This window comes from Leptolyngbya sp. PCC 6406 (assembly GCF_000332095.2).
Classification (GTDB): Bacteria; Cyanobacteriota; Cyanobacteriia; order Phormidesmidales; family Phormidesmidaceae; genus PCC-6406.
In genome coordinates this window covers 2,998,519-3,022,300 of record NZ_KI913949.1, presented here as the reverse complement: position 1 = coordinate 3,022,300, position 23,782 = coordinate 2,998,519, and the positions used below count along the sequence as shown (strand labels likewise).

General features: G+C 50.8%; 26 protein-coding genes. 8 read left to right on the top strand and 18 right to left on the bottom strand.

The genetic code is table 11. The features are described 5' to 3' along the window. Positions 1–4: 4 nt before the first annotated feature. On the top strand, positions 5–931 hold the full coding sequence (locus LEP6406_RS0213350) for a shikimate dehydrogenase (RefSeq protein WP_008317954.1): 927 nt from the start codon (positions 5–7) through the stop codon (positions 929–931). Between the two features lie 233 nt (positions 932–1,164). Further along, a complete protein-coding gene (locus LEP6406_RS0213345) occupies positions 1,165–1,596 on the top strand; it encodes a hypothetical protein (RefSeq protein ID WP_027269110.1) in 432 nt (143 codons plus the stop codon). Positions 1,597–1,673: 77 nt separating this feature from the next. Here LEP6406_RS0213345 and LEP6406_RS0213340 read toward each other — a convergent pair whose 3' ends face one another. The 4 genes from LEP6406_RS0213340 to LEP6406_RS28030 all read right to left on the bottom strand — a co-directional run bounded on the left by LEP6406_RS0213340 (position 1,674) and on the right by LEP6406_RS28030 (position 4,406). Continuing rightward, positions 1,674–1,967 (bottom strand): YggT family protein, encoded by a 294-nt coding sequence (locus LEP6406_RS0213340; protein ID WP_008317950.1) that lies wholly within the window; start codon positions 1,965–1,967, stop codon positions 1,674–1,676. Between the two features lie 548 nt (positions 1,968–2,515). Continuing rightward, positions 2,516–2,839, bottom strand: coding sequence for a ssl2009 family thylakoid membrane protein (locus LEP6406_RS0213335; RefSeq protein WP_008317948.1), 324 nt, complete (start codon positions 2,837–2,839; stop codon positions 2,516–2,518). A gap of 64 nt (positions 2,840–2,903) precedes the next feature. Further along, the gene (gene upp / locus LEP6406_RS0213330) at positions 2,904–3,560 is read right to left on the bottom strand and encodes a uracil phosphoribosyltransferase (RefSeq protein ID WP_008317946.1); all 657 of its coding nucleotides are present in this window, start codon (positions 3,558–3,560) and stop codon (positions 2,904–2,906) included. A gap of 84 nt (positions 3,561–3,644) precedes the next feature. Further along, entirely contained in the window at positions 3,645–4,406 is a 762-nt protein-coding gene (locus LEP6406_RS28030; RefSeq protein WP_008317944.1) for a response regulator transcription factor, read from the bottom strand. Positions 4,407–4,654: 248 nt separating this feature from the next. Between LEP6406_RS28030 and LEP6406_RS0213320 the strand changes: the two genes are divergently transcribed. Together LEP6406_RS0213320 and LEP6406_RS0213315 are read left to right on the top strand one after the other, a co-directional pair. Next, positions 4,655–4,903, top strand: a complete 249-nt coding sequence (locus LEP6406_RS0213320) for a DUF6761 family protein (protein ID WP_008317941.1) — start codon at positions 4,655–4,657, stop codon at positions 4,901–4,903. Between the two features lie 502 nt (positions 4,904–5,405). Beyond that, the gene (locus tag LEP6406_RS0213315) at positions 5,406–5,927 is read left to right on the top strand and encodes a rhodanese-like domain-containing protein (RefSeq protein WP_008317939.1); all 522 of its coding nucleotides are present in this window, start codon (positions 5,406–5,408) and stop codon (positions 5,925–5,927) included. Positions 5,928–6,023: 96 nt separating this feature from the next. On the opposite strand, the gene LEP6406_RS0213310 is transcribed toward LEP6406_RS0213315, so the two are convergent. From LEP6406_RS0213310 to LEP6406_RS0213260, 11 genes are all read right to left on the bottom strand, one after another. Then, positions 6,024–7,013: an arsenic resistance protein gene (locus LEP6406_RS0213310; protein ID WP_008317937.1), complete on the bottom strand. Its 990-nt coding sequence runs from the start codon at positions 7,011–7,013 to the stop codon at positions 6,024–6,026. Positions 7,014–7,105: 92 nt separating this feature from the next. Then, complete coding sequence (locus tag LEP6406_RS0213305) at positions 7,106–7,708, bottom strand: Tll0287-like domain-containing protein (RefSeq protein ID WP_008317935.1); 603 nt, start codon at positions 7,706–7,708, stop codon at positions 7,106–7,108. A 21-nt stretch (positions 7,709–7,729) separates the two neighbouring features. Beyond that, entirely contained in the window at positions 7,730–9,040 is a 1,311-nt protein-coding gene (locus tag LEP6406_RS0213300) for an NAD(P)/FAD-dependent oxidoreductase (RefSeq protein ID WP_008317933.1), read from the bottom strand. Positions 9,041–9,486: 446 nt separating this feature from the next. Next, on the bottom strand, positions 9,487–9,957 hold the full coding sequence (locus LEP6406_RS0213295; RefSeq protein WP_409978147.1) for a Dps family protein: 471 nt from the start codon (positions 9,955–9,957) through the stop codon (positions 9,487–9,489). A 71-nt stretch (positions 9,958–10,028) separates the two neighbouring features. Then, the gene (locus LEP6406_RS0213290) at positions 10,029–10,514 is read right to left on the bottom strand and encodes a DUF4079 domain-containing protein (RefSeq protein ID WP_008309636.1); all 486 of its coding nucleotides are present in this window, start codon (positions 10,512–10,514) and stop codon (positions 10,029–10,031) included. A gap of 68 nt (positions 10,515–10,582) precedes the next feature. Beyond that, entirely contained in the window at positions 10,583–11,107 is a 525-nt protein-coding gene (locus LEP6406_RS0213285) for a DUF3122 domain-containing protein (protein WP_008309634.1), read from the bottom strand. 34 nt (positions 11,108–11,141) lie between these two features. After that, positions 11,142–11,594 (bottom strand): pyridoxamine 5'-phosphate oxidase family protein, encoded by a 453-nt coding sequence (locus LEP6406_RS0213280; protein WP_008309631.1) that lies wholly within the window; start codon positions 11,592–11,594, stop codon positions 11,142–11,144. Positions 11,595–11,647: 53 nt separating this feature from the next. Continuing rightward, positions 11,648–12,016, bottom strand: coding sequence for a cupin domain-containing protein (locus LEP6406_RS0213275; protein WP_008309629.1), 369 nt, complete (start codon positions 12,014–12,016; stop codon positions 11,648–11,650). Between the two features lie 159 nt (positions 12,017–12,175). After that, positions 12,176–12,532: a hypothetical protein gene (locus LEP6406_RS0213270; RefSeq protein ID WP_008309627.1), complete on the bottom strand. Its 357-nt coding sequence runs from the start codon at positions 12,530–12,532 to the stop codon at positions 12,176–12,178. Positions 12,533–12,801: 269 nt separating this feature from the next. After that, a complete protein-coding gene (locus tag LEP6406_RS34305) occupies positions 12,802–13,221 on the bottom strand; it encodes a CsbD family protein (RefSeq protein WP_008309625.1) in 420 nt (139 codons plus the stop codon). A 108-nt stretch (positions 13,222–13,329) separates the two neighbouring features. Further along, positions 13,330–13,512: a CsbD family protein gene (locus tag LEP6406_RS0213260; RefSeq protein ID WP_008309623.1), complete on the bottom strand. Its 183-nt coding sequence runs from the start codon at positions 13,510–13,512 to the stop codon at positions 13,330–13,332. 839 nt (positions 13,513–14,351) lie between these two features. On the opposite strand from LEP6406_RS0213260, the gene LEP6406_RS0213255 reads away from it, so the two are divergent. Together LEP6406_RS0213255 and LEP6406_RS0213250 are read left to right on the top strand one after the other, a co-directional pair. Further along, the gene (locus LEP6406_RS0213255; protein ID WP_008309621.1) at positions 14,352–14,564 is read left to right on the top strand and encodes a YgaP family membrane protein; all 213 of its coding nucleotides are present in this window, start codon (positions 14,352–14,354) and stop codon (positions 14,562–14,564) included. Between the two features lie 213 nt (positions 14,565–14,777). Continuing rightward, positions 14,778–15,206: a DUF302 domain-containing protein gene (locus tag LEP6406_RS0213250; RefSeq protein WP_008309619.1), complete on the top strand. Its 429-nt coding sequence runs from the start codon at positions 14,778–14,780 to the stop codon at positions 15,204–15,206. A gap of 71 nt (positions 15,207–15,277) precedes the next feature. On the opposite strand, the gene LEP6406_RS0213245 is transcribed toward LEP6406_RS0213250, so the two are convergent. Genes LEP6406_RS0213245 through LEP6406_RS28020 form a run of 3 tightly spaced genes read right to left on the bottom strand, consistent with a single transcriptional unit; the run spans position 15,278 to position 18,767 of the window. Next, a complete protein-coding gene (locus LEP6406_RS0213245) occupies positions 15,278–15,667 on the bottom strand; it encodes a response regulator (protein ID WP_008309614.1) in 390 nt (129 codons plus the stop codon). Positions 15,668–15,691: 24 nt separating this feature from the next. Next, positions 15,692–17,245: a response regulator gene (locus tag LEP6406_RS0213240; protein ID WP_008309611.1), complete on the bottom strand. Its 1,554-nt coding sequence runs from the start codon at positions 17,243–17,245 to the stop codon at positions 15,692–15,694. Further along, positions 17,223–18,767 carry a GAF domain-containing sensor histidine kinase gene (locus LEP6406_RS28020; protein ID WP_008309608.1) on the bottom strand — a complete coding sequence of 515 codons (1,545 nt, stop codon included), beginning with the start codon at positions 18,765–18,767 and terminating at the stop codon, positions 17,223–17,225. The genes LEP6406_RS0213240 and LEP6406_RS28020 overlap by 23 nt, the downstream gene beginning before the upstream one ends. A gap of 325 nt (positions 18,768–19,092) precedes the next feature. On the opposite strand from LEP6406_RS28020, the gene LEP6406_RS28015 reads away from it, so the two are divergent. Then, entirely contained in the window at positions 19,093–19,881 is a 789-nt protein-coding gene (locus tag LEP6406_RS28015) for a FecR family protein (protein ID WP_051463690.1), read from the top strand. Between the two features lie 257 nt (positions 19,882–20,138). Further along, positions 20,139–23,351 (top strand): CHASE2 domain-containing protein, encoded by a 3,213-nt coding sequence (locus LEP6406_RS0213225; protein ID WP_008309604.1) that lies wholly within the window; start codon positions 20,139–20,141, stop codon positions 23,349–23,351. Positions 23,352–23,782 lie beyond the last annotated feature (431 nt).

Sequence of the window (23,782 nt, the reverse complement as noted above, 5' to 3'; positions counted from 1 at the left end):
GGCTATGGTGGCGCTGGATATTCCGCTTTCGATCACGGGCAAAACCCAGGTTTTGGGCATTATCGGCGATCCCATTGCCCATTCCCTGTCACCCCCCATGCAGAATGCAGCCCTGCGGGCATTGGGCTGGGATGGCATTTACGTCCCCTTTCCCGTCAGAGCGGCGGCGGTGGATACAGCCTTGGCGGGGCTCTGGGCTCTGGGCGTGGTGGGATTTAACGTCACGATTCCCCACAAGCAGGCGGTGATGGCGGCACTGGCGGAGGTGACCCCCTTGGCTCAAGCGGTGGGGGCGGTGAATACGGTGTGGCGTCAGGAGCAGGGTTGGGCAGGCACCAACACAGATGTCCTGGGATTTGTGGCTCCGCTCCAGGACTGGGGCCATGAAGCTTTAGTGCCCGAATCCAGCCTTGCGGGCCATCTTCCCTGGTCCCAGCGGCGGGCCGTGATTTTGGGCAATGGCGGTGCAGCGCGGGCGGCAGTGGCGGGCTGTAGCCAGCTCCACTGTGGGGAAATTTGGGTGGTGGGGCGCGATCGCAACAAGCTCCAGTCCTTTGCCGAAAGCTGGCAGGATTCTCCCCTGTGTCCCACACTCCAAGTTGCGTCCTGGGATCAGTTGCCAGCTCTGCTGCCAGAAACCACCCTGCTGGTAAACACCACCCCACTGGGGATGCATCCCCGTGAGGATCAATCTCCGGTTTCCCCTCAGGATCTAGCCCAGTTACCCTCAGACGCGATCGCCTACGACCTGATCTATACCCCTAGCCCGACCCAATTCCTCCGCTGGGCAACGGAGCGAGGGCTGCACACTATCGATGGGGTGGAAATGCTAGTGCAGCAAGGGGCCGCTGCCCTGGAGATTTGGATTCATCAACCACCCCCAATCGCGGTTATGCGCCACGCCCTCAAAACCCATCTGGGTCTGGCCTAGACATTTCTGCGGTGCATTGCTTCGCGTGGGCGAAGCCGCGCCTTAGCGCTATACACCCTACGAAACTCACCTATTTGATTGAGCAGGGGTCCCCGTGAGACCAGGAATCCCTTTTCACCCTTCACCCTTCACCCTTCATCCTTTCTGTACTAGGGACTGGATTCGGAGGGGGTCAGCATTTCGCGATAGGCTGGACTTGGCTAAAAGTCCCCTATCTCCAAGCAGTTATGAACATGGGTTTGCGTGGTTTTCTCATCAGTGCGATCGCGCTGGTACTGCTGGGGTTCAACGCCTGGGTCGCTCCCCCAGCCTTGGCCCTAACCCAGATTGAACTCAAGGATCTGAGCTACACCAGTTGCCCAGAAGAGTTTGCAGAAGGAATGGTCACAGCGGGATCTGTCCAAACCGCCCGCTGCTACATGGTGCAGGGCATCGCTGTCAATACCACCGGAAAATCCGTAATTGACGCCGATGTGTTTGGTCGGATCTACGACGCCAACGCTAACCCAGTTATGCAAAATCGCTCCCGCCTAGGGGGCATCCCGGAAATCCCCCCCGGTGAGAGTCCCTTTGAAATCCGCATCTCCGTTGCTGCTAACCAGCCAGAACCGCTACGGCTCGAAAAATTCAAGGCCGCAGGGTTTACCGGGCGGGTACGTCGTTAGTGATCTACCCGTTTCATAGCCTTGAATTCAGGCTGGTGGGCATTGACCACTCTGCGGAATCCTACATCTGAAACCGTCTAAAACGCTGACATAGCAACGGTTGCGGCGACTTGGCTCACACTCTGAGCCACCAGTTGCAGCACGATAAAGGCCAACAGCGGTGATAAATCCAATCCTCCCAGGGGCGGGATGATGGAGCGAAAGAGATTGAGGTAGGGGTCGGTAAGTTGGCTAATCACCGAGAAGGGCGGGTTTAACCAATCCACATTGGGAAACCAGCTTAGCAAAACACGAATGACCAGCAGAATGAAATAGATATTGAGGAACGTAGACAGGGTACTGGCAACAAGCCCAAGGGCAGGGGATCCCATTTAATATTCGCCTCCTTGTAGGAGTCAACGTAGATATCTCTAGAAGTTTAGTTTACCGGACGGACCTGGAAGGTGGGGTGACAAATCCTGGGGAATACCGAAGGGGGGGTGATGGGGTGGGGGGGTGATGGGGTGAAGGGGTGAAGGGTGAAGGGTATTGGGGTGATGGGGTGATGGGGTGATGGGGTAAATCCCGTAGGGGAGGCTCAAAACCCGCCCTGTTGTTGCCGGGTGATCGATATTGATCTGGATCCGTAGGGGCAATCCCTTGTGGTTGCCCTTGTTGTCGGGTGACCCGTGAGGGGGTGAGGGGGTAAATCCCGTAGGGGCGGGTTTGGCTCGTATTGACTGGGAAATCCAGAATGGGAGGCTCAAAACCCGCCCTACCCAGTGCCGGGTAATCCAGGATTGAAATTAATTCCGTAGGGGCAATCCCCTTGGGAAATCCAGAATGGGAGGCTCAAAACCCGTCCTGTTGTTGCCGGGTGATCGATATTGATCTGGATCCGTAGGGGCAATCCCTTGTGGTTGCCCCTACGGAGGGCAGATTAGCCGTCATAGGGTGTGGTTTGCTCCCCTGGGGCCGGTTGAGCGTGGCCATTGACACCGCCTAAGCGCTGGCGGACATCGTCAATGGCGCTATTGAGCTGGGCAATTTTATCCTCTAAACCCCGGCGGGCGAGTTCCATTTCCTCCTCGCTGGGGGAAAGGAGATCCGCCTCACTACGTCCTGGGGGCAATTCTCCCCGATCATCGTCGCTGGCCTCTCGGTTTAGGCGAGACGCCACGACAGCGCCGACAAGGCCGCCGACAATACCGCCAAACAAGGTTCCCAAGAGGAACCCGCTGCCAAAGTTATCTTGCTGACTCATGGTGAAGAGAACCGCCAGGGAATCGCTGATTGGCTTGATCCTATGGGCTAAAGGGGGGCTTCGTCTAGGTACCAAAGGTGCGATCGCCCGCATCCCCCAGCCCCGGCACAATATAACCGTTGTTATTTAACCCTTCATCAATCATAGCCGCGTAGATCTTGAGGGCAGGGTAAGCTACCGCCAGCTTTTGTAGCGCAGGTGGTGCAGTCACCACCGAGATAATCCGCACCATGGCCGGGTCTACCCCCCGCTGGGTCAACTCCGCCATCGCCGCCATCATCGTGCCCCCAGTAGCCAGCATGGGTTCAGTGATCAGCACCCGTGTTTCTGGGGTAAAGGTTTCCGGTAGCCGATTCAGATAGCAGGTCGCCTCTAGGGTTTCCTCATTCCGCACAAAGCCCACATGGTAGATGGAAGCCAGGGGCAGCAGGGACTGTGCGCCTTCTAACAGGGCTAGGCCCGCCCGCAAAATTGGCACAATGGCAATGGGTACCTCTGGGTCCACAAAGGTGGCCGGACAGTCCGCCAAGGGGGTTGTGACCGTGGTTTCCAGAATGGGCAGCCAGTCCCGCGCCGCTTCGTAGGTCAACCATCGCCCCAACTCCGTCATAGCGGTGCGAAATAATGGGGAAGGGGTATTAGCATCCCGAGACACCCCCAGCCAATGCTTGATTAGGGGATGGGGGGGCACAAAGATGCGGAGTTGAGAAACCATAGTCATCGCAGTCCGTAAACCTGAATCATCATATTCGCTCTTAGACCTCCGAGGTTTTCAAAACCTCGGAGGTCTAAGCAGTCCACCAGTTTACAGGGACGGCACCGTTACCGGCAGGGGCGAGGCTACGCCGTTCTGATCACTGCCATTGGTATTGGCGACGTTGATCAGACGATCCACGTTGAAGCGGTAGCCTACATTCCGCACGGTTTGAATGATGTTGGGCTGGCGCGGATCCACCTCAATTTTTTTGCGGAGGGAAAGAATGTGGGTATCTACGGTGCGGGGATTGTCGATGGCGTCGGGCCAAGCCCGCTGGAGCAGGTCGGTGCGGCTGAGGGGCGATCCCGCTGCCTGGGTCAGGACATACAGGAGACTAAATTCCTGGGGCGTTAGATCGATAAACATTTCGCCGTAGCGTACCCGTCGCTGCACCAGATCAATATTGAGATCGCCATAGGTTAGGGAAGCTGGAGCCCGCATCCGCCCCATGCGCCGGGTCAGGGCCTCAATTCGGGCCAGAAACTCTTGCATCCCAAAGGGTTTGGTTAAGTAATCGTCGGCTCCCGCCCGTAGTCCCGCAACTACATCAGCTTCCGTGGTGCGGGCAGAAAGAATCAGGATGCAGGTTTCGGTCTGCTGATAGACCCAGCGGCACAATTCCAACCCGTCGCCGTCGGGGAGTTGAGCATCTAGCACCATGAGGTTGGGCTTATGGGTTTGAAAGGTGTCCCGAGCCCGAGCCAAATCTGCGGATTGGAGGACACGATAGCCCGCTTGCTGGAGGTGCCATCCTAGTAGCGATCGCAGATGGGGATTTCCTTCAACAATTTGAATGCAAGCTGCGCCCACAGATTCTGTCCAGCGTGAGGTGCGTCAAGATGACCCATAGACTAACAAAGCCCTTAGGGTGGTTTTGTAGCTGCCGTTACGCCCCTCCCTCCCTTTCTACGGCAATGCAGCGCGATCTCCCTCCCTCCGCTAAGTTGCGTTATAAGAAAATAAGGGCTATTGCGGGCCACGTTACTTTTGTTACCCATGAAATTGGGGCATCCTAAACGCAAGACGCCTACTTACCCTTTCCCAAGGTCCGCTAAAAAATGTTGCAGGACGCCAGATCCATTCGCTACTACCAGCGCATCACCGATGCTCTCGTTGATCACTGGAACCAGGGCTATCGCACTGATGAACTCCGCCTCTATCTAGAGGGGTATATCACGGCCCTGCGCCACAGCGATGCCATTGAGCCCTATCTGATCAATCGCCTAGAACAGGAGGCTAGGCGCTACCTCTTAGACACCTCGAACTTTGCTGTTCCCCAGCCGCAACCGGATTTGGATTTCTTTTAATCTCTCCCTTCGACCAATAAGGGGCTGGCTTGCAAATGAATTACCAGTGACCCCTTAGGCTATGCGCTTTGCGTCTCCCGGAGGACGAAAACCGGATTGGTCGGCATGTTATTCGATCTCAAAACCCTAAGCTCTCGGGGCGGGCTTCACCGATGCGTCTATACAAGCGCGGTTACAGCCCCTAGCTTAATTCAGTCGAGCGGGAGTGGTCATGCCTACCCTGCAAGAGCTTTTTTGTTACTTTTTTGTTAATTGTCTACACGCCCTAGCATTCTAGGCTGTTGATGACTGAGTTGATGACTGATCTGAGGTCATCAACAGCCTAGGGATCTCTAGCCAGGGTTGCTGTCATTCCCATGATATAGGGCTGCGATAACGTGCTTGGTAGGCTGAGGGGAGGAAGCGCTACAGGGCTAGCACTCCCTAGCATTAGAGACAACCGATTTGACGGCGATGGTCCGCTGGGCGATTACTGATAAATCACTAATTTTAGGAGAAATCTATGCTATTCAAGAAGTCGCTTCAGGCTATGATTTTGGGAATAACGCTGTTTTGTATTTTTCTTCTATTTAGTGTTGAAGAACGTCCAATTATGGCAGCAACACTCACGGAAACTGAATCGATCGCTCCAGAAAGAATAAGTGCGCCTTCAGACGAGTCCCTCAAGTTGGAGTTAGAAGTCGATCACTTTCTTACATCGATTCCAGCAGGTTATTACACAATCCCTAGTATTGAAGGTTTGAAAAGTCTGTTGAAAGATCCTCAGGCTGTATTGGTGGATGTGCGAGAACTCTCTGAGTATCGATCAGGGCATATTCCTAATGCAATCAATATTCCACTCCGAACATTGGCGCATAATCTGGACAAAATCGATCGCGATCGTCCCATAGTGTTGTACTGTTCAACGGGTTATCGATCGGCAATGGGTGTCATGACACTGCACTTGCTAGGCTATGACAAAGCCCAGGGGTTTCCACCGAGTTTTGCTGGCTGGAAAATTGCTGGAGAAGCGATCGCCCAGTAATCACTTCTTTAGCCTGATTTTCTGGGGGGAAAGCTCACGAAAGTGGAGTGCTCCCGGTTGGCACTGGGCAACTGAACGGCATCATGTGTTGTATTGCTAACTCGTTTGAGTTTGAAACTGTTCAGCAGGGCCGAAGATTCTATCGGTTAATTTCACATACCAGGCTGCTGCTTGCACTTGAATGATGTAAGCCATGGCAATGATTAGGGCAATTTCTGAGCCCTGTTCACCACCAAAGGCTGTAATGGCGATCGCCAATGCGATAGACAAGTTTCGCATTACCGTGCCATAGACCAAGGCGATCGCATCTCCCCGATTGAACAACAGCTTGCCTACGAGGGTACTAAGGGCAAAGTTGCCGATGTACAAAATAGCCAAGGGTACCAAAAATGACCCCAAAATCATGGGTTGGCTGACAATGGCCTCTGCTTTAAGCGCCATAGCCACAAACACCACGCCCAAAACTCCTAGAGTCGAAAAAGCTGGGAACTTCTGCTTCAGGGTCTTGTTATATTTGTTTGCTCCCACGACGCGAATCAGCAGCAGGCGAGTAGCTACTCCTAAAAGCATGGGGAGAAACACAATCACAATGATCTGTCTAAAAATGTCGGCTAGAGGAATTTCAATCGCCGCACCCATCAGCCATTTGGCATAAAAGGGGGTGGCAATTGACCCCAAAATCAGGCCGATCACGGTCATTTTTACTGCTGCGTTCAGGTTGCCTTTGGCAAACCCTGTCCAGGAAATGGTCATGCCGCTGGTGGGTAAAAGCGAGGCTAGCAAAAGTCCCAGAGCTACCAGGGGCCGATCGGCAAAAAAGAGCTGCCCCATGCCAAAGGCAAAGAATGGGACGATGGCAAAGTTGATGAGCTGAGTAACTAATTGCAGTTTGTAATCCTGCCCAGAAAAGACTTTCTGAACTTGCAGGTTAATCATCATGGGGTACACCATGAGGAAGGTAAGGGGAATGATCAGCGCCTTTAGTGGGGCTGGCTCAATGATGTACCCGACCAGAATTCCTAAAATCATTGAGGCGGGAATTGCCCAGGTCAAGTTTTTCTGAATTAGCTCTAACAGCTTCCACATCGACCAAATCCTCAAAAATTATGTCAGTTGAAATCGTCGGTAACGTATTCCCTGGTGGCGGGGCAGCGAAGCTTAACCTGAATTCAGGTTACTTAGGGCTGTAGGGCGGCTTGAATGGACTGCTGCACTTCGGGAATAAACACGGCGTACATCCCGCGCAAGTCGCCCACATTAAAGTCGTAGGCTAAATCTTGGGGATAGCCCTCTTTGACAAACTGGGGGCGTCGATTTTGCTGCCCATGACAGGCCAGACAACTAGCTTCGACATTAATGCGGCGATAGTAGCGATCGCCTGCCTGTCCGTCTATCGTGGCTTTTTCCCAAAAGCCCATGAGTTCGGGCTTTTGTTCAAATTGGGCGAGGGCTATGCGGGAGTGAAGCGTATCGGGGGCATGGGCTGGGTTGCGATATTTGGTGGCAATTTGTTTTACCTGCCAGCCGTTTTCTTTGCTCAGCTCCATGGCTTTCATCCCTACGGGACGGCAGACTTCTTTCATCGTCTTCATGGTGGGTTCTGCGGTCTGGCCTTCTAAGGTTGAGGCTAGGCCGGAACGCAGCATGTCTAACTGTTCAATTTCTTGAACGGCCTTGGCCAGTTCGGCGGGGTTGACCGCTGCCCAGGTGGCGGTGGGCTGGAGCAGCATGACGATGATTGCCATGCCAATACAAAAAGCAATTCGGTAAATGGGCCTCATTGATGCTCTCCTGAATGTTTTCTAGGCTCGGACGCTGGCGGGGGCTGATGTGGGAGTGGCTGCAATTGGTTTGACCAAATCAACGCCAAACATCATCCGTAGCCCCAGCCGTTCGTACCAGGGCACGGCAGCGCCTAGGCGCATTTTGGTCATAAAGTATTGCTCAAATAGAGCTTTGCCCCACACCACCCATTTCCCTTGGATGGCGTAGGAGTAGCGCCGTTTTCCCGTAGCTGGGTCGGGTAGTACCGGAGCTGCCACGTAGAGAATGCCGGTTTCGCCAAATTCGGCGAAGCAAATGGCTTCTAGGGTCGGCGTTTGTAGCAGCTTATGGATAGCTCCAAGTTGCACGGCAATATTGTGGGCTACGGCCATGCCCATGGCTTCGGTCATTTGCCCGCTCTTGGGCAGGCCAATCGGCACGCGGAACTGCTCGGGCTGAGCCAGACTGACGCCGACTCCGAGGCTATAGACCGAGGGAAAATCGGGGTGCTGGTAGGTGGGCAGCACGGGAATGAAGCCCTTTTTGTTGCCTAAACCGGGGGTATTTTGGATGAATGATGCCCCCCGAAAGGCTGGGAGAATCATGGCGTATTGCTGGGGCAGGGTGCGGCCATCGTCTAGGGTGACAGCGTCTGGAGAAATGGCGGTAATCGCCGCATTGGCGATCGCTTCTATCCCCCGCTTCCGCAGTAGGGTGGCGGTGAGTTTCTGGGCATTTTTAACGCCGCTGACCCCCAGGTGTCCGACGTAGGGTTCGGGGGTAATCAGCGTTAAGGTGGCGCGATCGCGCAGTCCTTTTTGGCGCAAAATCTGCTCGGCCATCAGAATAAATTCGTAGGCTGGCCCAAAGCAGCCCGCGCCGGGAGCGGCCCCTACTACTAATGAGCCAGGGTTTTCTAAAAATTGGAGCCATGCCTCTCTAGCATGGAGGGCGTGGCTGGGGGAGCAGATGGAGTGGGTGTAGCCATCATGGGGTCCCAATCCTGGGATGGCGTCAAAGGCAAAGCTTGGCCCCGTGGCGATCGCCACATAGTCGTAGTCAATAACTTCGCCATTTTCCAGGGTAATGCGCTGGTCGTGGGGGTCAAGGGTGGTGACCTTGCTCTGCACTAGGGCGACTTTATGACGGTGAGCCAGGGGCTCTAGGTCTAGCTGGAAATGATCGAGCGGATCGACATCTAGCCCGACGCGCACCAGGCCCGGAATAAAGGTGAATTTAGGCTGGTCAGAGATGAGCGTTACCCGGTGCTGAGACGGCAATAATTGCCGCAGCTCGTAGGCGGTGGGAAGCCCGCCTAATCCGGCACCAATCACAACAACGTGAGCCATAGAAAAAACCTCAATGCTATTTCCGACGGATCCATGCGGTGCCGACAATGATGCATACAGGGGCGAAAAATATCCCAACCCCTTGTGTAGCCTGCGCTTAAGGTGGGGCGATGACTGAGGTGATGACAGACGCACAAAGCCCGTTATTCTTTATCAACTATATAGCTATATTTGTCATGGGTTGCTTTTGTGACAAATATTTTGATGTTAGTGGGGTGACTATTCTGTGCGATCGCACTGGAGAGACCTAAGGGACTCGCAGGAAAATAAGGTACCCATTGCCACCTTGCCTATTGGTGCATTGCTGCGCGTGGGCGAAGCCGCGCCTTAGCGCTATGCACCCTACAGTGATCAACGCTTCCGGTGCTTTATTTAGACGCAAGTCCCTAAGGACATTCACGGTAGCCAACCCCACTCGTCTTTCAATCGATGGTGGCTGTGTGACCCTAATTTCCCAGCAGACTCCTCAGCATCCAGGCGGTTTTTTCATGTATCTGCATGCGTTGCGTAAGCAGGTCTGAGGTGGGTTCATCATGGGCCTGCTCGACCGCTGCAAAGAGCGATCGCGCCGTGCGCACCACGGCTTCCTGACCCTCCACTAACTTACGAATCATGTCTTCGGCACTGGGCACGCCCTCTTCTTCGCCAATGGACGAAAGCGCCGCAAACTCCTTGTAGGTGCCGGGAGCTGGAAACCCCAGCGCTCGAATACGTTCAGCGATTAGATCTACCGCCAATGCCAGCTCGTTGTACTGCTCTTCAAACATCAAGTGCAGGGTACGAAACATGGGGCCAGTCACGTTCCAGTGAAAGTTGTGGGTCTTTAAATACAGGGTGTAGGTGTCGGCCAATAGTTTAGAAAGGCCCTGAGCAATCTCGTGGCGCTCTTTTTCTGCCATACCAATGTTGATGGGCATCGTCTGCATGTAACTGATCTCCTAAGGATTCAAGGGATTAAAGTTTCGTGGGCCAATAGTGCTGGATCGATTCATCCAGCACTATTGGCCGTCATCTGGCTGACAATCTTTTGCACAATTTGCACCCCGGTTATGGCCTGCCAGCCAAATAGCCCCAGCACGACTAAGTTCAACGAAACGTGGACGCTGCGAACCCAAGTGTGCTTTTGCATAAAGGGCACCAGTGCCGCCGAGGTGGCAACCGACCCGACTATGGCTAACCCGGCAAACAGGTGGGGACCAATAACAATCTTGCCGCTGTTGATATAGGTCACGGTGATGCCACCGATCGCTCCCATGACGACCAGCGCCAAAAATATAGAGCCAATTTGATGATGCCGAATCGCGAATCGACCCTTGATCAGCTCTTTTTTAGGCTCACCCTCTGCCAGTCTTGTCCGCCGAACCTGCACTCCGAGGTATAGGGTGTAGATCGCTAGGGCCAGCAAAATCCACATGGTAACGGGGTGAAAAAAGCTGAGATAGGGTTTAAGCGCCGCTAGACGTTCTAAAGTCATAATGATTCCAAAATTGTTGTCATGTATCTTTTTAATCTGTCACTGCATGGCGAATAGTTATGCAGTGATTATTTTTGATCCGTGAGTAATCGCCATTCTCTAAGCATCTCAGGGGAGACATTGAGGATAATCTCTGATTGATCGAGGGTTGGCAGGATAAGCTGCAACGGAACCGCCGATTCTAACTGCATCAAGATTGGCTGCAAGTTATACTGCCCGACATCAGGTTCCATTTGGGTTTTATCCGTAAATATATCCTGAGATATATCTGCGGCAGTCAATGTTTTGCCCATTGAGTCGGTGAGTATTAATGGCTGCGAATGATCAATGTCTGCGGTGCCTGGAAACCCAACCAGCCGCAAGTAGATCACGGCTGTATCGTCGGGACGAATGCGCTTGAAGGCGATCGCTTGCCAGCTATTACCCTGCTGGTCCTTGAGGGTTTGGCGTGACTGGTAGACGATCTGTCCTGGGGCTTCTTCTAGTTGGCGTAAGTCGGCCTGGGCGGGGGCGATCGCCACATTAATTGTGACTGTCCAAACGAGTATTCCGAGTAGGAGCGCTGAGCCAATGAAACGTAGAATGGTCTTCATGTTCAGTCTTTCTGGATCCAAGTTAAATTGTTATTTATTCTTCACTACTCAAGCCATCGGTTGTTCGTCCAGCAATTTCACTAGGATGAATCTGATAAAGCGCCATTTCTGATGCCCGACCCCAAGCATCAATCCAGGTGCGATTGATGGCCGGTGACAGTGCCGGATTTCGTGTTTTAACAAATTCGAGCACGCGATCGATATGGCCCTGTTCAGTGATATGCTCAGCCCGACCTGTCACCGTAACGCTGCGCCAGTGCTGGAGATTTTTGACATCTTCAACCTGTAAGCAGACCTCTGGATTGACATCCATATACTTAGTTTTCATCCCCACTGTGGTGAAGATGTAAATAGCTGAATTGTCAAAGTAATAGTGCATTGGCACAACGTAAGGATGCCCGTCAAGGGCACAGCCCAGATGTCCATGTCCTACTTCTCGAAGTAGTTTATTTATCTCTATTGCGCTCATCTCATCAATATCTAACATGATCTTTCTTCCTGAAAATTAGGATGCCCATAATGTAGTCAAGTAAAAGAAATTTAGCCCTGACGGTTGGGTGAATGATTAGAGTCTGTCACCATTTCAGAAAGTGTCAGCAAAAAGGTGAGATCAGTCATCGCTTTAAGTGAGTGGCGTGCGTTAGCCGGTATAAAGACAAAGATCCCTAGTTCTAAAACAATTTCTTTGTCTTCTAGGGTCAGTATGCCTTGCCCTTCAAGAACATTTACGGTGGCATTGCGAGGGTTAGTATGTTCTGCAATGGACGCTGATGTCCCCAGAGACATCAGTACATAGCGACAATTTTTATCTTCTAGCAGAAGCTTGCTCTTGACTCCAGATTGAGGATACTCAATGACATCAGGCCAATTAATTTGAGTTACTTTCAACGACAGGATAGCTGTGCTCATGTAATTGGCCTTTTATAGCAGGGAGATAGGTTTGAACGGTGAAGACGCTGATAGCTAATTTAGGTGTCATATTTGACCTGCTAATTCGGGCTAGATTCTGTCTTGAAAGGGACAGAATCAATGCCTTTAGTGAGAGCTTAATTTTGTCGATCTGTTGCCTTAAATTAGGCCAGGGCCTTTGTGACGCCAATCATGTTTTGTGGTCAGTTTGCCGTCCTCATCTTCAGATAACTCCTGCATTTCATGGGCATGTTCTGCCGTTTCCTGGGCAGCTTTCTCGCGCAGATCTCCGGGCACCTCGACGTACATTTCTGGCTCAATTGCGTAGTTATTGATCAATCCCTCCTGATCTACGGTGTAGCCATCTGTGGTGTGGCTCAATTCTTGATCAGGCTCGTCATGGGGGGTGTGGCCAAAATCCTTGCCTTCTCGATGCTGGCGGGCGGCAGATTCAGCCGGAATAAGGTGCGCGTCATACTGGGGAACGTGCTCTTGAGACTCATTTTGGGTGCTCATTGCTATACTCCTATGTAGTGTTGATGGCACTGGGCTGCTAACGAGAGATGAATTTTAGAAAGTTTCTATTTCAAGGCTTTCGATAATTCCACTCTGCCGATCGGTTATTTAGAGACCAGTGCCTATTTTCCCAATTGCTAAGGCAATCTATAGCGATCCTGCGTGGACTTTGAGTAAGCCTCTTATTTCGTGAGTTAGGCTTTGCTTCACCCACGCTACGAAGGTTTTCGGACATCAATGTGGGATCGCTATGTGATAGTTAGGCAAGCCTAGTCAGGGCCTTGTGTTTGATCAAAGCAATTACTAACATCATCTTCTAGGCATTTCACGGCTTCACGGTTTTGCTTTCTCAAGTTTTTCCCATTAGGTTGATAATTGGGATTGTCAATGCTTTCAATGATTGCCTCTTGAGTGTTAGCTTCAAATTGCTTGGCTTTTCCGGCAGCCTGGGTTTTAAGATCACCGGTCATATTACCAATTCTTTCTTGGGCTTTACCTTCCATCTTCTTGGCGGCTACTTTAGCTTGGTTTGTAGTCGCAACTAAAGCATGTGGTTGGCTAATGCTAGATGTCAATAAAGGATTAGCCCAACTTTTTCCAGAGGCAAAACCAAAGGTGATAACCGTTGAGAGGATTACAACTAATCCAACAGTCATCAAAATTTTGCGAATCTGATGAGAAAAGATCATATTAATCTCCAGAAAATTCTTTGGTTACTAAATCAGCAATGAAATTTCTGCTCTCTCATCTACTAATAGAGTGAGAGCAAGAAACGAGATGGGTTCTTTAAGCGGATTTCAGTCAATTGCCTCCTTGACTTTCTCCTTTATGTTTTCGACGGTGTGCTGAACCTTTGCCTCTGCTTGCTTTTCTGTGCCCGCCGTCTGGGTCTTAGGGTCTCCTGTTATATCCCCTACAGCTTTTTGAACTTTACCTTCAATATTTTTGGCCGTGGCCTTGGCTCTATCTTCTAAGCTCATGACCTATTCCTCAACTGGTGAAATGATTATTTGAGTTGGACCAAATTCATGGTGACAGGCTATTGCTTGATTCTTTGAGTGAATTGTATGAGTTGATTGAGTTTGATATTAAACGTAATTAGAGTCGCTTAGTGATGGCGCTCTAAGAGGGTGTCTGAGAAGTGTTCAATGTCATAGTGAAGGATCTTGGACTATGCTGAGGGATGGAGATTCCTCTCTCTGTTTCACTGCGCTCGGAATGACAAGCTCATTGTCATGTTGAGTGTACTTGTTATGTTGTTCGCGGAGCGACTCCGCAGGAGTAATGGAGCGGAGCGGAGTTGAAACATCTTGGTCTAACAGCCAGATCAGGCTTCCTCCCTGCGCTCGGAATCATAGGCTTCCCTCTGTTTCTTCAGGGCATTACCCAACATTTTGGGTTGGGTCGGTTGCTCCGAAGGTGTAATGGCACGATCGCGTCGTGAAGCATCTCGACGTAGAGGCTCAAAGCCTAGATTCCACCCTACGGGAAGTCGCAGAGCGTCTATGTTCTGCTTCGCTACTCTCGGAATGACAAATGTGACTTTCAAAACATCCTCTTAATGGATAAGAGGGGCTGTCTTTAGGGCTAACGCTCCAGCGACTTGCTGGGCGATCGCGAATCCTCTCCCCCGAGAACCCTTATAGAACAAGGGTTTGGCAGGATTGAGTAAACCCAATTTGCCTGACCTTGTTATTCTATAACTAAATAGCCATATAATGTGGGTAAAGTTAGATAACGATGCCGATTGCCTGGACAGTCAATGCTTCATGACTAGGCCAAGGGGCTTGAAATCTATTCAACACTGGAGATTTTCGCTATGAAAACAAATGTTGGTTTGCTAGATCGCCTGATCCGCTTACTGTTGGCGTCGGTGCTGGTGTATCTAGGACTATTCCTTTACAGCGGTTCTGCCTTGGGCATTGGCCTAGTGGTGGCAGGCGGTGTGTTGCTGGCCACTGGGCTGGTTGGTTTCTGTGGGCTCTATAGCCTGCTGGGCCTGCGCACCAGTCAGCCTCGCGAACAGATCTAGGGCATATGGATCTAGGGCATACAGATCTAGGGCATGTGGAAAATTAACGAGGAAACCCTTGTGGGGTAGGCATGACCACGCCCACCCCCTGCTAAATCAAGCTAGGGGTTGTAATCGCCCCATAACCAGGCATCTGGCTTTGATGGCCCACAGCCCCTAGACCCACTTACGCATAGTTTTTGGAAATTACTTGGAAATTACTTGGAAATTACGATGACTTACCACTTCAGCAAGGTTGTTGATGCCTCTTTTGAGGAGGCGATCGCCCAGGTTACCGAAACTCTCAAGCAAGAAGGTATGGGCATCTTGACCGAAATTGATGTGCAGGCAGCTTTTAAGAAAAAGCTGGATGTTGACTTTCGCCAGTACAAAATTCTGGGAGCGTGCCATCCTCAAATTGCCTATCAAATGCTCCAGACCGATGACAAAGCGGGTGTTCTGTACCCCTGCAACGTCGTGGTGCAAGAACACACCGATGGTCGGGTTGAGGTTTCAGCGGTTGACCCCTTGGCGATGTTTGCCCCGGTCGAGAGTCCAAAGGCTAGGGAAATTGCGATCGCGGCCAGCCAGACTGTCCAGCGAGTGATCGATCGCCTATCTCCAGCCCAGCCCAATGCCACCTCCTACGAGTACGCCATCTAATGCGCAAGGTTATTTTCTATGGATACGAACCTTCCGGTCGAGTCAGCGGTAGCGCCAGAGAATTCGACAGCTTAGTTCGAGATAGGCTCAGGTTCCCACTTAAGGGCAGTGGCGATCTGGTGACCTAGCAGCCCTGGGTCAAATGGTTTGAGCATCACTGCATGGGCACCGAGTTCCGCGTATTGCCGCTGGCTGACAATGCTGCCCGTTGCTGTCAGCATAATCACAGGGATCTGTTGAGTCGCGGCAGTCGTTTTAAGGATTTTGAGGGTGGCAAGGCCATCTATGCTAGGCATGACTACGTCCAAGAGAATGACATCAGGCTGTGTGTCTATGGCTATTGCCACGCCTTCTTGGCCCGAAGCTGCCGTTAACACTTGCCACTTCTTGGTGATTTGCAGGCTAACTTTAGCAATTTCGCAGATATCTGCTTCATCATCGATTACGAGAATATTTTTCATGATGTTGTCAGCATTGAAGAGGGACTAAAGGGTTGGTTTTTGCCAGCTCTGGAGCAGGCGATTACGTTTTAGACGGTTAAAAATACGTGTGATTATTTCGGGCTCCGTGAAAGGCTTGGCAATATAGTCATCGGCTCCAGCACTATACATTTTTACAATCATTTCTGCTTCACGATGGGCGGTCAAAAACAAAATAGGTATGCCATTCCAGATATCATTGTCGCGAATAAATCGACATAGCTCAATGCCGCTACCCTGGGGCATATCTACATCTAAAATCAGTAGATCTGGCATTTCACTGGCTAAGGTATCCCATAACTGTAGGGGATTATTTAGGGTAATTAGGTGAAGCCCCCAACGGGGCAAGAGATGCTGCAAAGATTTGAGAATGAGCGGATCATCATCTACGGCTAGTATTTTAATTTCGGGTGATGACGATTGAGACGTTTGGGGCAGAGGCAGGGTGGGGGTTGGCTGTGCTGAAGAGGTTTGCCTGATAACTCCATCTCTAGGCAGATTCGTCTCTGAAGGCTGGGGCGATCGCTGAAGCTCCTGGTTCAAGGCAGCTAGCAGAGTTTGTAATTGATCAATCTCCGCTGCTGTAGTCGCTTGCTGGAGGTGCGTTTCGATCTCCTGCCCCAGTCGAGATCCCTCAGGAAATCCAAACATCCCTAGGGAACCGGATAGCTTATGGGCATTGGCGACTGCTACTTGCCGTAGACTTACGGATAAATTACCGTTTTTGAGGGCGGCTACAGCCTGCTCTACATTAGCTATGCGTTCTAGGATGGGAGCCTTGAATTTGCTCCAAAGTGCGATCGCAGCAGCGCGTGCTTCATTCTCTGCCGATTGATCCTCTGCCGATTGATCCCCTGTTGATTGATTCTCTGTTGCAGTGGGAGTAGCTGTTAGGGGCTGGAGGCGATATCCCATGCCATAAACTGTATCGATCATATTCTCTAGCCCTACTGCTTTTAGTTTTTGGCGCAATCGTTTGATATGAGTTCGAATTGTTTCTTTGTCTGGAGCATCGTCAAATCCCCAGAGATGTTCGAGAATAATACTGCTGCTAAATACCCGTTTAGGGTTGCGTAAAAATAGATCTAACAAACCGTATTCCTTGGGAGATAGGGGTAATAATTTTCCTTGACAAGTTACTTCACAGGTTCCAGGATCCATCGTAATGCCACCCCATTTCAAGAGAGGGGAGACTGCGGTTTGGGGACGACGTAACAAAGCTCGAATCCGGGCAGATAGTTCTTCTAGGGTGCAGGGCTTGACCAAATAGTCATCGGCTCCTGCATCTAACCCCATGACCTTGTCTGAACTATCTCCTTTAGCAGTTAGCAGCAAAATGGGACTATTGTATTTGTTTCGGCGAAGTTTCTGACAGAGGCGGACACCATCTAGTTTGGGCAGATTAATATCTAGCACGATGAGGTCGTAGATAGCGGCTTGGGTATAATCCCAACCTGCTTCACCATCTAGGGCTATATCTACAGCATAGGAATGGGATGCCAAAAATTCCGCTAGACGCTGGGTTAACAGTTCATCATCATCGACCAATAAAATTCTCATGAGATATTAGACTGCCATAGCTTGGGTTGGTTTGATGAAGGCTAAATTGCCTAAAAGATTTCCGTTTCTTGGCAGGGGAGCTAATTGCTTTTGGTGTGGGGTCTGGCATGGGGATAGCGATGATGAATTCAGTCCCCTGGTCTGATTGAGAATTGCATTTGAGTTGACCACCATGATTTTCTACCACAATCTTGTAACTTACTGACAATCCTAATCCCGTACCTTTACCCACTACTTTAGTGCTAAAAAAGGGATCAAAAATCTTGTCATGGAGAGCGGCTGGGATCCCTAGGCCATTATCAGAAATACGTATAACTGCTGTGTTTTGCAGAACTTCTGTTTGAATTGTAATGGTTGCCGGGGTTGCAAAGGAGCCATGAGAAGAAGGAAAGTTTTCGGCTATCGATGTTGGATTGTTTTGTTCATACCTTTCTTTTAGGAATTTCTCCTCTAGAGCATCAATGGCATTGTTTAGAATATTTAGAAAGACTTGATTAAGCTGACCTGGATAGCAACAGAATTCTGGAATTTTTCCATATTCTTTAATGATTTTTATGGCGGGAACCCCTTGACTATCATTCAGTCGATTACCTAAAATCATCAAGGTACTTTCGATACCATCGTGTAGGTTAGATACTTTAAATTCTGCTTCATCTAGGCGAGAGAAGTTGCGAAGAGAGCTGACAATTTCACGAATTCGATTGGTTCCAACTTGCATGGAATTTAGAAGTTGTGGAAGATCTTTCTGGATGAAATCGATTTCGATGCCTGAAATTTTATCTTGCATTTTACTGGTTAGATCTGGATATTCTTCTTGGTAGGTTTTGACCAGATATAGCAAATCTTGGAAGTATTCTTCAGAGTGCCTTAAGTTTCCATAGATAAAATTGACGGGATTATTGATTTCATGGGCGACCCCAGCTACTAGTTGCCCTAGGCTAGACATCTTTTCGGATTGGATCATCTTGACTTGGGCCTGTTGGAGGGCCGCAGCGGTCTGTTGCTGTTTAGCCATTTCATGGCTGAGATTTTGATGGCTCAGTTTCAACTCTAGCTGGCTTACCACCTGACGACTGAGGGCAGCCAAAGCTTGGGTCTGTTCGGCAGATAGGGTTTGAGGTTCTGGGGAAATGACACAGAGGGTGCCTAGGGCTAAGCCTTCTCTGGTGATTAGTGGTGCACCAGCATAGAAGCGAATGTAGGGTGGCCCAGTAACCAAGGGATTGTCGGCAAAGCGGGTGTCGGCTTTGGCATCGGGCACCACAAAAATGGAGGTGCCCAAGATGGCATGGGCGCAAAAAGCCAAGTCCCGGTGTGTTTCACTGGCGTCAAGGCCAACGGTTGCCTTGAACCACTGGCGGTCAAGGTCTACCAGACTCACCAGGGCAATTGGGGTTTTGCAAATATAGGCTGCTAATTGAGCAATGTCATCGTAAGCGGCTTCGGATGGAGTGTCTAGGATATTGTAGCTGAGGAGCTTAGACAACCTTTGCTCTTCATTAATGGGTATAGGGGCTGGCATGGATGACCTCCAAGAGATAGCAGCTACGGAAAACACTATCTCAGAGGATAAGGATAAAATATGACAGACTTGTGGCACTCCCCCTGACCGATCAGGTTTGATACTCCCTTTATCCGATGCCACAGAGATGCCACATTCCATCCTTAGTCTGTAAGGGTGATTTTATTGCCCTATGTATCACAACCTGAAAGTCTCTAAGTGTATCTCCATGGCCCCACCTAGTCCCCTATTGGCCGTCTTGTCCAGGCAGCTCCGCCTCAGGCGGCGCAGGGTATTGTCGCTAACAGGGCTACTCCTGGGTCTTTCCTGGAGTAGCCCTAGAATTTTGGCTCTGCGTGCCCAATCTGCTCCAGGACGATGGCTAGAGGTGCGGCAGATAGCTCGCAGTGTGTCTATCCACGCTGGGGGAAATCGGAGTGCCCGTGTGGGAGATCGTTTGCATAACAGCGGGCATGGCGTTAGCACTGGTAGACGTGCCAGTGCCACCCTTGCTGTTGATCTGAATATTGGCACTGTTAGCCTAGCGGAAAATACCCACATCACGGTGCAACGATTGGAGGTGCTATCCGATGGGGCGCGGGTGACTCTCTTGCAGGTGCACCGTGGACAGGCCAGAATTCAAGCTCGCCCCATGAATAACCCCAACTCTCGGTTTGACTTGCAAATCCCTAATGGTATTGCAGCGGTGAGGGGAACGGATTTTGGCGTGGCTGTCGGTGAAGATCAGAAGACGGCTGTTGGCACTTTGGATGGGCATGTGGAGTTAACGGCCCAGGGCGTTACTGTCCCGGTGGTTACTGGTTTTGCCTCGGTGTTACGACCAGGGCAGCCTCCCACTCAACCTCTGGTGCTAGACCGAGAGCTGGATATTACTTGGCAATCTCAATCGCGCCAGGGGAATACGATCTATTTGGTAGGACGTATTGATGTGGCAAATACCCTGTGGCAGGAGATGGAAGCCGATAGTCGAGAAATTCCTATTAATCAAGGCGGGGTATTTGAAATCCGGTTGCCCCTAGAGCCTCGTAGCCGCACTCTCACGTTTTCGGTCCGTAATTCTCTCGGAGAATCTCGGACCCATCCCCTTACCTTGGACCGCATTCCCATACGCTAAAGGCCAAGGAGTGTGATCGAACGACACAGGGGGAAACCCATTTGCGAATCCTTATTCGCGTCTGCCACAACTGCCTAGCACAACTGCCTACCATAACGGTCTGCCACAAAAAGATTGACTAAGTTAGGTTGACTAAGTGCCATAGCGGCATTTATCTCAACCCAGTACGTCTACGGTAGGGGCGCACGGCTGTGCGACCTCAGGGATTTACGCAATCCAACTGCATGTCGCTATAGGTTGAACAACTGTTGTGGCTCATGAATAGGCATCTGTGGCAATGTATATGGCGGCTGGCACCGGGAGGTATTGCCGCGATCGCGATCGCGATCCTGTTGCAATGGAATGCCTTTCAGCCCCTAGAGCAACTGGTCTACCGTCATTTGTTTCAACTTCGCCAGCCCCCAGTTCTAGATCAACGCCTAGTGGTCATTGAGATTGATGATGCCAGCATTCAGGCATTGGGTCGATTTCCCTGGTCGCGCCAGTATTACACCCAACTGCTGGAGAAACTGACAGCCGCTGACCCTAGGGTCATTGCCATTAACCTCATCTGGTCAGAATCCAGCCCAGATGATGCGCCCTTAGCTCAAGCCATGGCACAGCATGGAGGGGTCGTACTAGCAGAAGCGTGGGATGCCGATGGGATTCATCTCTATCCGGTTCCCGATCTGGCTGCCGCTGCCGCCAGTACCGGGCATGTGATGAAGCAGGAAGATACGGATGGCATGGTTCGCCAAGTTGATTTAGAGGTATTGGGGCAAACCGCCTTAGCCGTAGCGGCGCTTCAGGTTGATGAATCGCTTTTCTCTGGACAGGGTAACACCCCTGTATCGGGACTCGATCTAGACTCCCCTTTCTGGATCAATTGGGTTAACCCCAAACTTCAGGGCAACACCTACTCCTTTGTAGAGGTGCTCCAAGGCAAAGTCCCGGCCCATCGTTTTCACGACAAGATTGTCTTACTGGGGGTAACGGCAACGGGCCTCGATCCTCTAGTCACCCCCTGGAACCGAAACCCCCCCAGCAGTGGGTTATATCTCCACGCGACGATGATCAATAATCTGCTGCAAGGCAATCCGCTGAAACCGATTCAAGGTGAGCGTTTTTGGCTCCTGCTCTTGCTGAGTGCGCCGGGTCTCAGTTGGCTGATGGCCCGCTGGAGTACCCGCCAGCAAGTGGTCGTAATCCTCGGACTCTGTGGTGGTTGGGGCCTGCTGAGTCTGGCCCTATTTAATGCCAACTATTGGCTCCCAAGTAGTGCACCCATTACCTTGTTTGCCACAACCGCAATAGTGGCTATTCTGAGCGATCGCATCCGGGAAGACTACCTGTTACGGCATCAGGTGAACCGCCTCTGGCACCACTATCGGCAAGATTTGCTGATGGATGCCCCAGCCCTTGATCCGGGCTTGCTGCCGTACCACACTCAAGATCTGCCCCAACCCCAAAATGCAGTATCACGGGTAACCCAACTGGCCGTTCTCGCCGAGCAGTTAGGGCGATCGCAGTCGATGCAAAGTGCCATCGCCCGTACCCTAGACATGGGGTTGCTGGCGGCAAATCTAGAGGGCCTGATCTGGTTTTGCAACCCTAGGGCAGAGCAATGGTTACAGGTTAAGGTCGGTACCTCCTTGCCCCAGCGATTAATTCCCCATTGGTTGAGCCCTGAACAATGGCAACAAAGCCTCAATGATTTCCAGCTAGGACAGTCTAGTAAACAGCAAGACATCCAACAAGGAGAGCGCTGGTTTGATATTACACTACAACCCATTTCCGACTATAAAATTCCCAGAAAGGTAGCCCATGGTAGATTTAATGACAACCACAACTCGCAACGGTATTCCTGTAGTCACTTTCTTCTATTTCTAGAAGACATTACACAACACAAGCAGATAGAAGCGGAGCTTATATCTGCGAAAGAAGACGCGATGCGAGAAGCTGCCGCCAGTGCTAAGGCCAACCAAGCTAAAAGTGAATTTCTTGCTAATATGAGCCATGAGTTGCGTACCCCCCTAAATGCAATTTTGGGCTTCACTCAAATTATTAGTCGCGACCTTTCTCTAGCTCAAGAGCACCAAACCAACCTCAAAATCATCAACCGTAGTGGGCAACATCTCCTGGGGTTAATCAATGATGTGTTGGAGATGTCGAAAATTGAGGCAGGTAGAGTTCAACTCAATTTAAATAGCTTTGATCTGAGCCGATTACTTTATGATTTAGAAGCTATGCTAGGGGTCCGCGCCCAAGAAAAAAAACTAAAGTTAATCTTTAAATATGGTTCTGAGTTACCCCGCTATGTTGAGGGGGACGAAGGGAAATTGCGACAGGTATTACTCAATTTACTGGGAAATGCGATCAAGTTTACAACGATGGGTCATGTGATCTTGCGGGTGAAGTCAGTCCCCCTTCAGTCCCCTACTGCCGATACCGATACCGATACCGATACCGATGCTGTGCCTCCCTCTGCCATAACCCTGGAATTTGAGATCGAAGATACAGGCCCTGGTATTGCTGCTGAAGATCTGACGGCTATATTTCAACCCTTCATCCAAGCTAAATCTGCCCAGAATGTTCGAGAAGGGACTGGCTTGGGGCTGGTCATCAGTCAGAAATTTATTCGCTTGATGGGTGGAGAAATCACCATTTGTAGTGCTTTGGGTCAAGGTAGTACCTTCAAGTTTTTCATTCAAGCCCACCGCGCTATCGCTCCAGTTAGTCTAATGCCCATCAAGCACAATCGGGTAATTGGCTTAGCGCCCAATCAGCCCGCCTATCGAATTTTAATTGTCGAAGATCAGTGGGAGAACAGTCAATTTTTAGTTAAGTTATTGGTTCCCCTAGGGTTTGCTATTAAAGAGGCCAGGAATGGCCAGGAAGGTATCCGAATTTGGGCACAGTGGCATCCCCATCTAATTCTGATGGATATGAAAATGTCTGTGATGAATGGTGTTGATGCTACCCAAGCAATTCGGACGATGGAACGAGGTCGTCAATTTCAGAACCGGCACAGAGACCCTTCCCAGGGGACTTTGCCCCCATACACCCTTGTACCGACGAAAATTTTGGCTCTGACTGCCAATGTGTTTGAGTCTATGCAGTTGAAGGCTGTCGAAATTGGCTGTGATGACTTTTTGCGCAAACCAATTCAGGGCACCATGCTACTCGCAAAGTTGGCTGAGCATTTAGGGGTGCAGTATCTCTACGAAGCAGATACGCCTGTTGTTCCCGCTAATCTGTTACCTTCTGCTGATCTTTTGACTGTTTCCGAGTTGACTGACCATCTTCAGCAAATGCCAGAAGACTGGATTCGACAGCTTCAGCACCTAGCCATTATTGGAGCAGATCATCTCATGCTAGCTATGATGGCAGATATTCCCCCAAAACAAAGACCCTTGGCCCAAGCGTTGACAAATTGGATTCAGAATTTTCAATTTGATGAAGTGCTCCAACTGATCCAGGACGTTCTGTAACGCAATTTTCCGGTCCCCTCGCCCCGTGGGCTACGGTGTACACATAAGTCACTGTTTGATGGGCATCCCGGCCTGACCCCCTCTAACTCCCCCTTGTAAAGGGGGAGGACTAGAGTTTCCCCCCTTTACAAGGGGGGATTAAGGGGGGTTTGCAAGGGGCATCAGCACCCTTCCAGAAATATGTGTACACAGCAGCCGGGTATCAACGTAAGCCGAGACAATATGGGCTCCGAGGAATTCAGTAGCTAGGAGTCAGTACTCTCCTAGATTCTGGCTCCTAACTCCTAACCCCTCCCCACGAGATTTGTCGCGCGACGCAAAGTATATAGCCCAAGGGGCAATACCCTGCGGTATGGGTACGCTAAGGCTAGCCCTAGGGCGGAGCCTGTCTGAAAGACTTAGGACTGCGCTCAACCTGCCAACCCCGAAAG

Coding starts and splice junctions, on each gene's coding strand:
- LEP6406_RS0213350 (WP_008317954.1), top strand. CDS start 5: ATGGTGGCGCTGGATATTCCGCTTTCGATCACGGGCAAAACCCAGGTT.
- LEP6406_RS0213345 (WP_027269110.1), top strand. CDS start 1,165: ATGGGTTTGCGTGGTTTTCTCATCAGTGCGATCGCGCTGGTACTGCTG.
- LEP6406_RS0213340 (WP_008317950.1), bottom strand. CDS start 1,967: ATGGGATCCCCTGCCCTTGGGCTTGTTGCCAGTACCCTGTCTACGTTC.
- LEP6406_RS0213335 (WP_008317948.1), bottom strand. CDS start 2,839: ATGAGTCAGCAAGATAACTTTGGCAGCGGGTTCCTCTTGGGAACCTTG.
- upp (WP_008317946.1), bottom strand. CDS start 3,560: ATGACTATGGTTTCTCAACTCCGCATCTTTGTGCCCCCCCATCCCCTA.
- LEP6406_RS0213320 (WP_008317941.1), top strand. CDS start 4,655: ATGTTGCAGGACGCCAGATCCATTCGCTACTACCAGCGCATCACCGAT.
- LEP6406_RS0213315 (WP_008317939.1), top strand. CDS start 5,406: ATGCTATTCAAGAAGTCGCTTCAGGCTATGATTTTGGGAATAACGCTG.
- LEP6406_RS0213310 (WP_008317937.1), bottom strand. CDS start 7,013: ATGTGGAAGCTGTTAGAGCTAATTCAGAAAAACTTGACCTGGGCAATT.
- LEP6406_RS0213305 (WP_008317935.1), bottom strand. CDS start 7,708: ATGAGGCCCATTTACCGAATTGCTTTTTGTATTGGCATGGCAATCATC.
- LEP6406_RS0213300 (WP_008317933.1), bottom strand. CDS start 9,040: ATGGCTCACGTTGTTGTGATTGGTGCCGGATTAGGCGGGCTTCCCACC.
- LEP6406_RS0213295 (WP_409978147.1), bottom strand. CDS start 9,957: ATGCCCATCAACATTGGTATGGCAGAAAAAGAGCGCCACGAGATTGCT.
- LEP6406_RS0213290 (WP_008309636.1), bottom strand. CDS start 10,514: ATGACTTTAGAACGTCTAGCGGCGCTTAAACCCTATCTCAGCTTTTTT.
- LEP6406_RS0213285 (WP_008309634.1), bottom strand. CDS start 11,107: ATGAAGACCATTCTACGTTTCATTGGCTCAGCGCTCCTACTCGGAATA.
- LEP6406_RS0213280 (WP_008309631.1), bottom strand. CDS start 11,594: ATGTTAGATATTGATGAGATGAGCGCAATAGAGATAAATAAACTACTT.
- LEP6406_RS0213275 (WP_008309629.1), bottom strand. CDS start 12,016: ATGAGCACAGCTATCCTGTCGTTGAAAGTAACTCAAATTAATTGGCCT.
- LEP6406_RS0213270 (WP_008309627.1), bottom strand. CDS start 12,532: ATGAGCACCCAAAATGAGTCTCAAGAGCACGTTCCCCAGTATGACGCG.
- LEP6406_RS34305 (WP_008309625.1), bottom strand. CDS start 13,221: ATGATCTTTTCTCATCAGATTCGCAAAATTTTGATGACTGTTGGATTA.
- LEP6406_RS0213260 (WP_008309623.1), bottom strand. CDS start 13,512: ATGAGCTTAGAAGATAGAGCCAAGGCCACGGCCAAAAATATTGAAGGT.
- LEP6406_RS0213255 (WP_008309621.1), top strand. CDS start 14,352: ATGAAAACAAATGTTGGTTTGCTAGATCGCCTGATCCGCTTACTGTTG.
- LEP6406_RS0213250 (WP_008309619.1), top strand. CDS start 14,778: ATGACTTACCACTTCAGCAAGGTTGTTGATGCCTCTTTTGAGGAGGCG.
- LEP6406_RS0213245 (WP_008309614.1), bottom strand. CDS start 15,667: ATGAAAAATATTCTCGTAATCGATGATGAAGCAGATATCTGCGAAATT.
- LEP6406_RS0213240 (WP_008309611.1), bottom strand. CDS start 17,245: ATGAGAATTTTATTGGTCGATGATGATGAACTGTTAACCCAGCGTCTA.
- LEP6406_RS28020 (WP_008309608.1), bottom strand. CDS start 18,767: ATGCCAGCCCCTATACCCATTAATGAAGAGCAAAGGTTGTCTAAGCTC.
- LEP6406_RS0213225 (WP_008309604.1), top strand. CDS start 20,139: ATGAATAGGCATCTGTGGCAATGTATATGGCGGCTGGCACCGGGAGGT.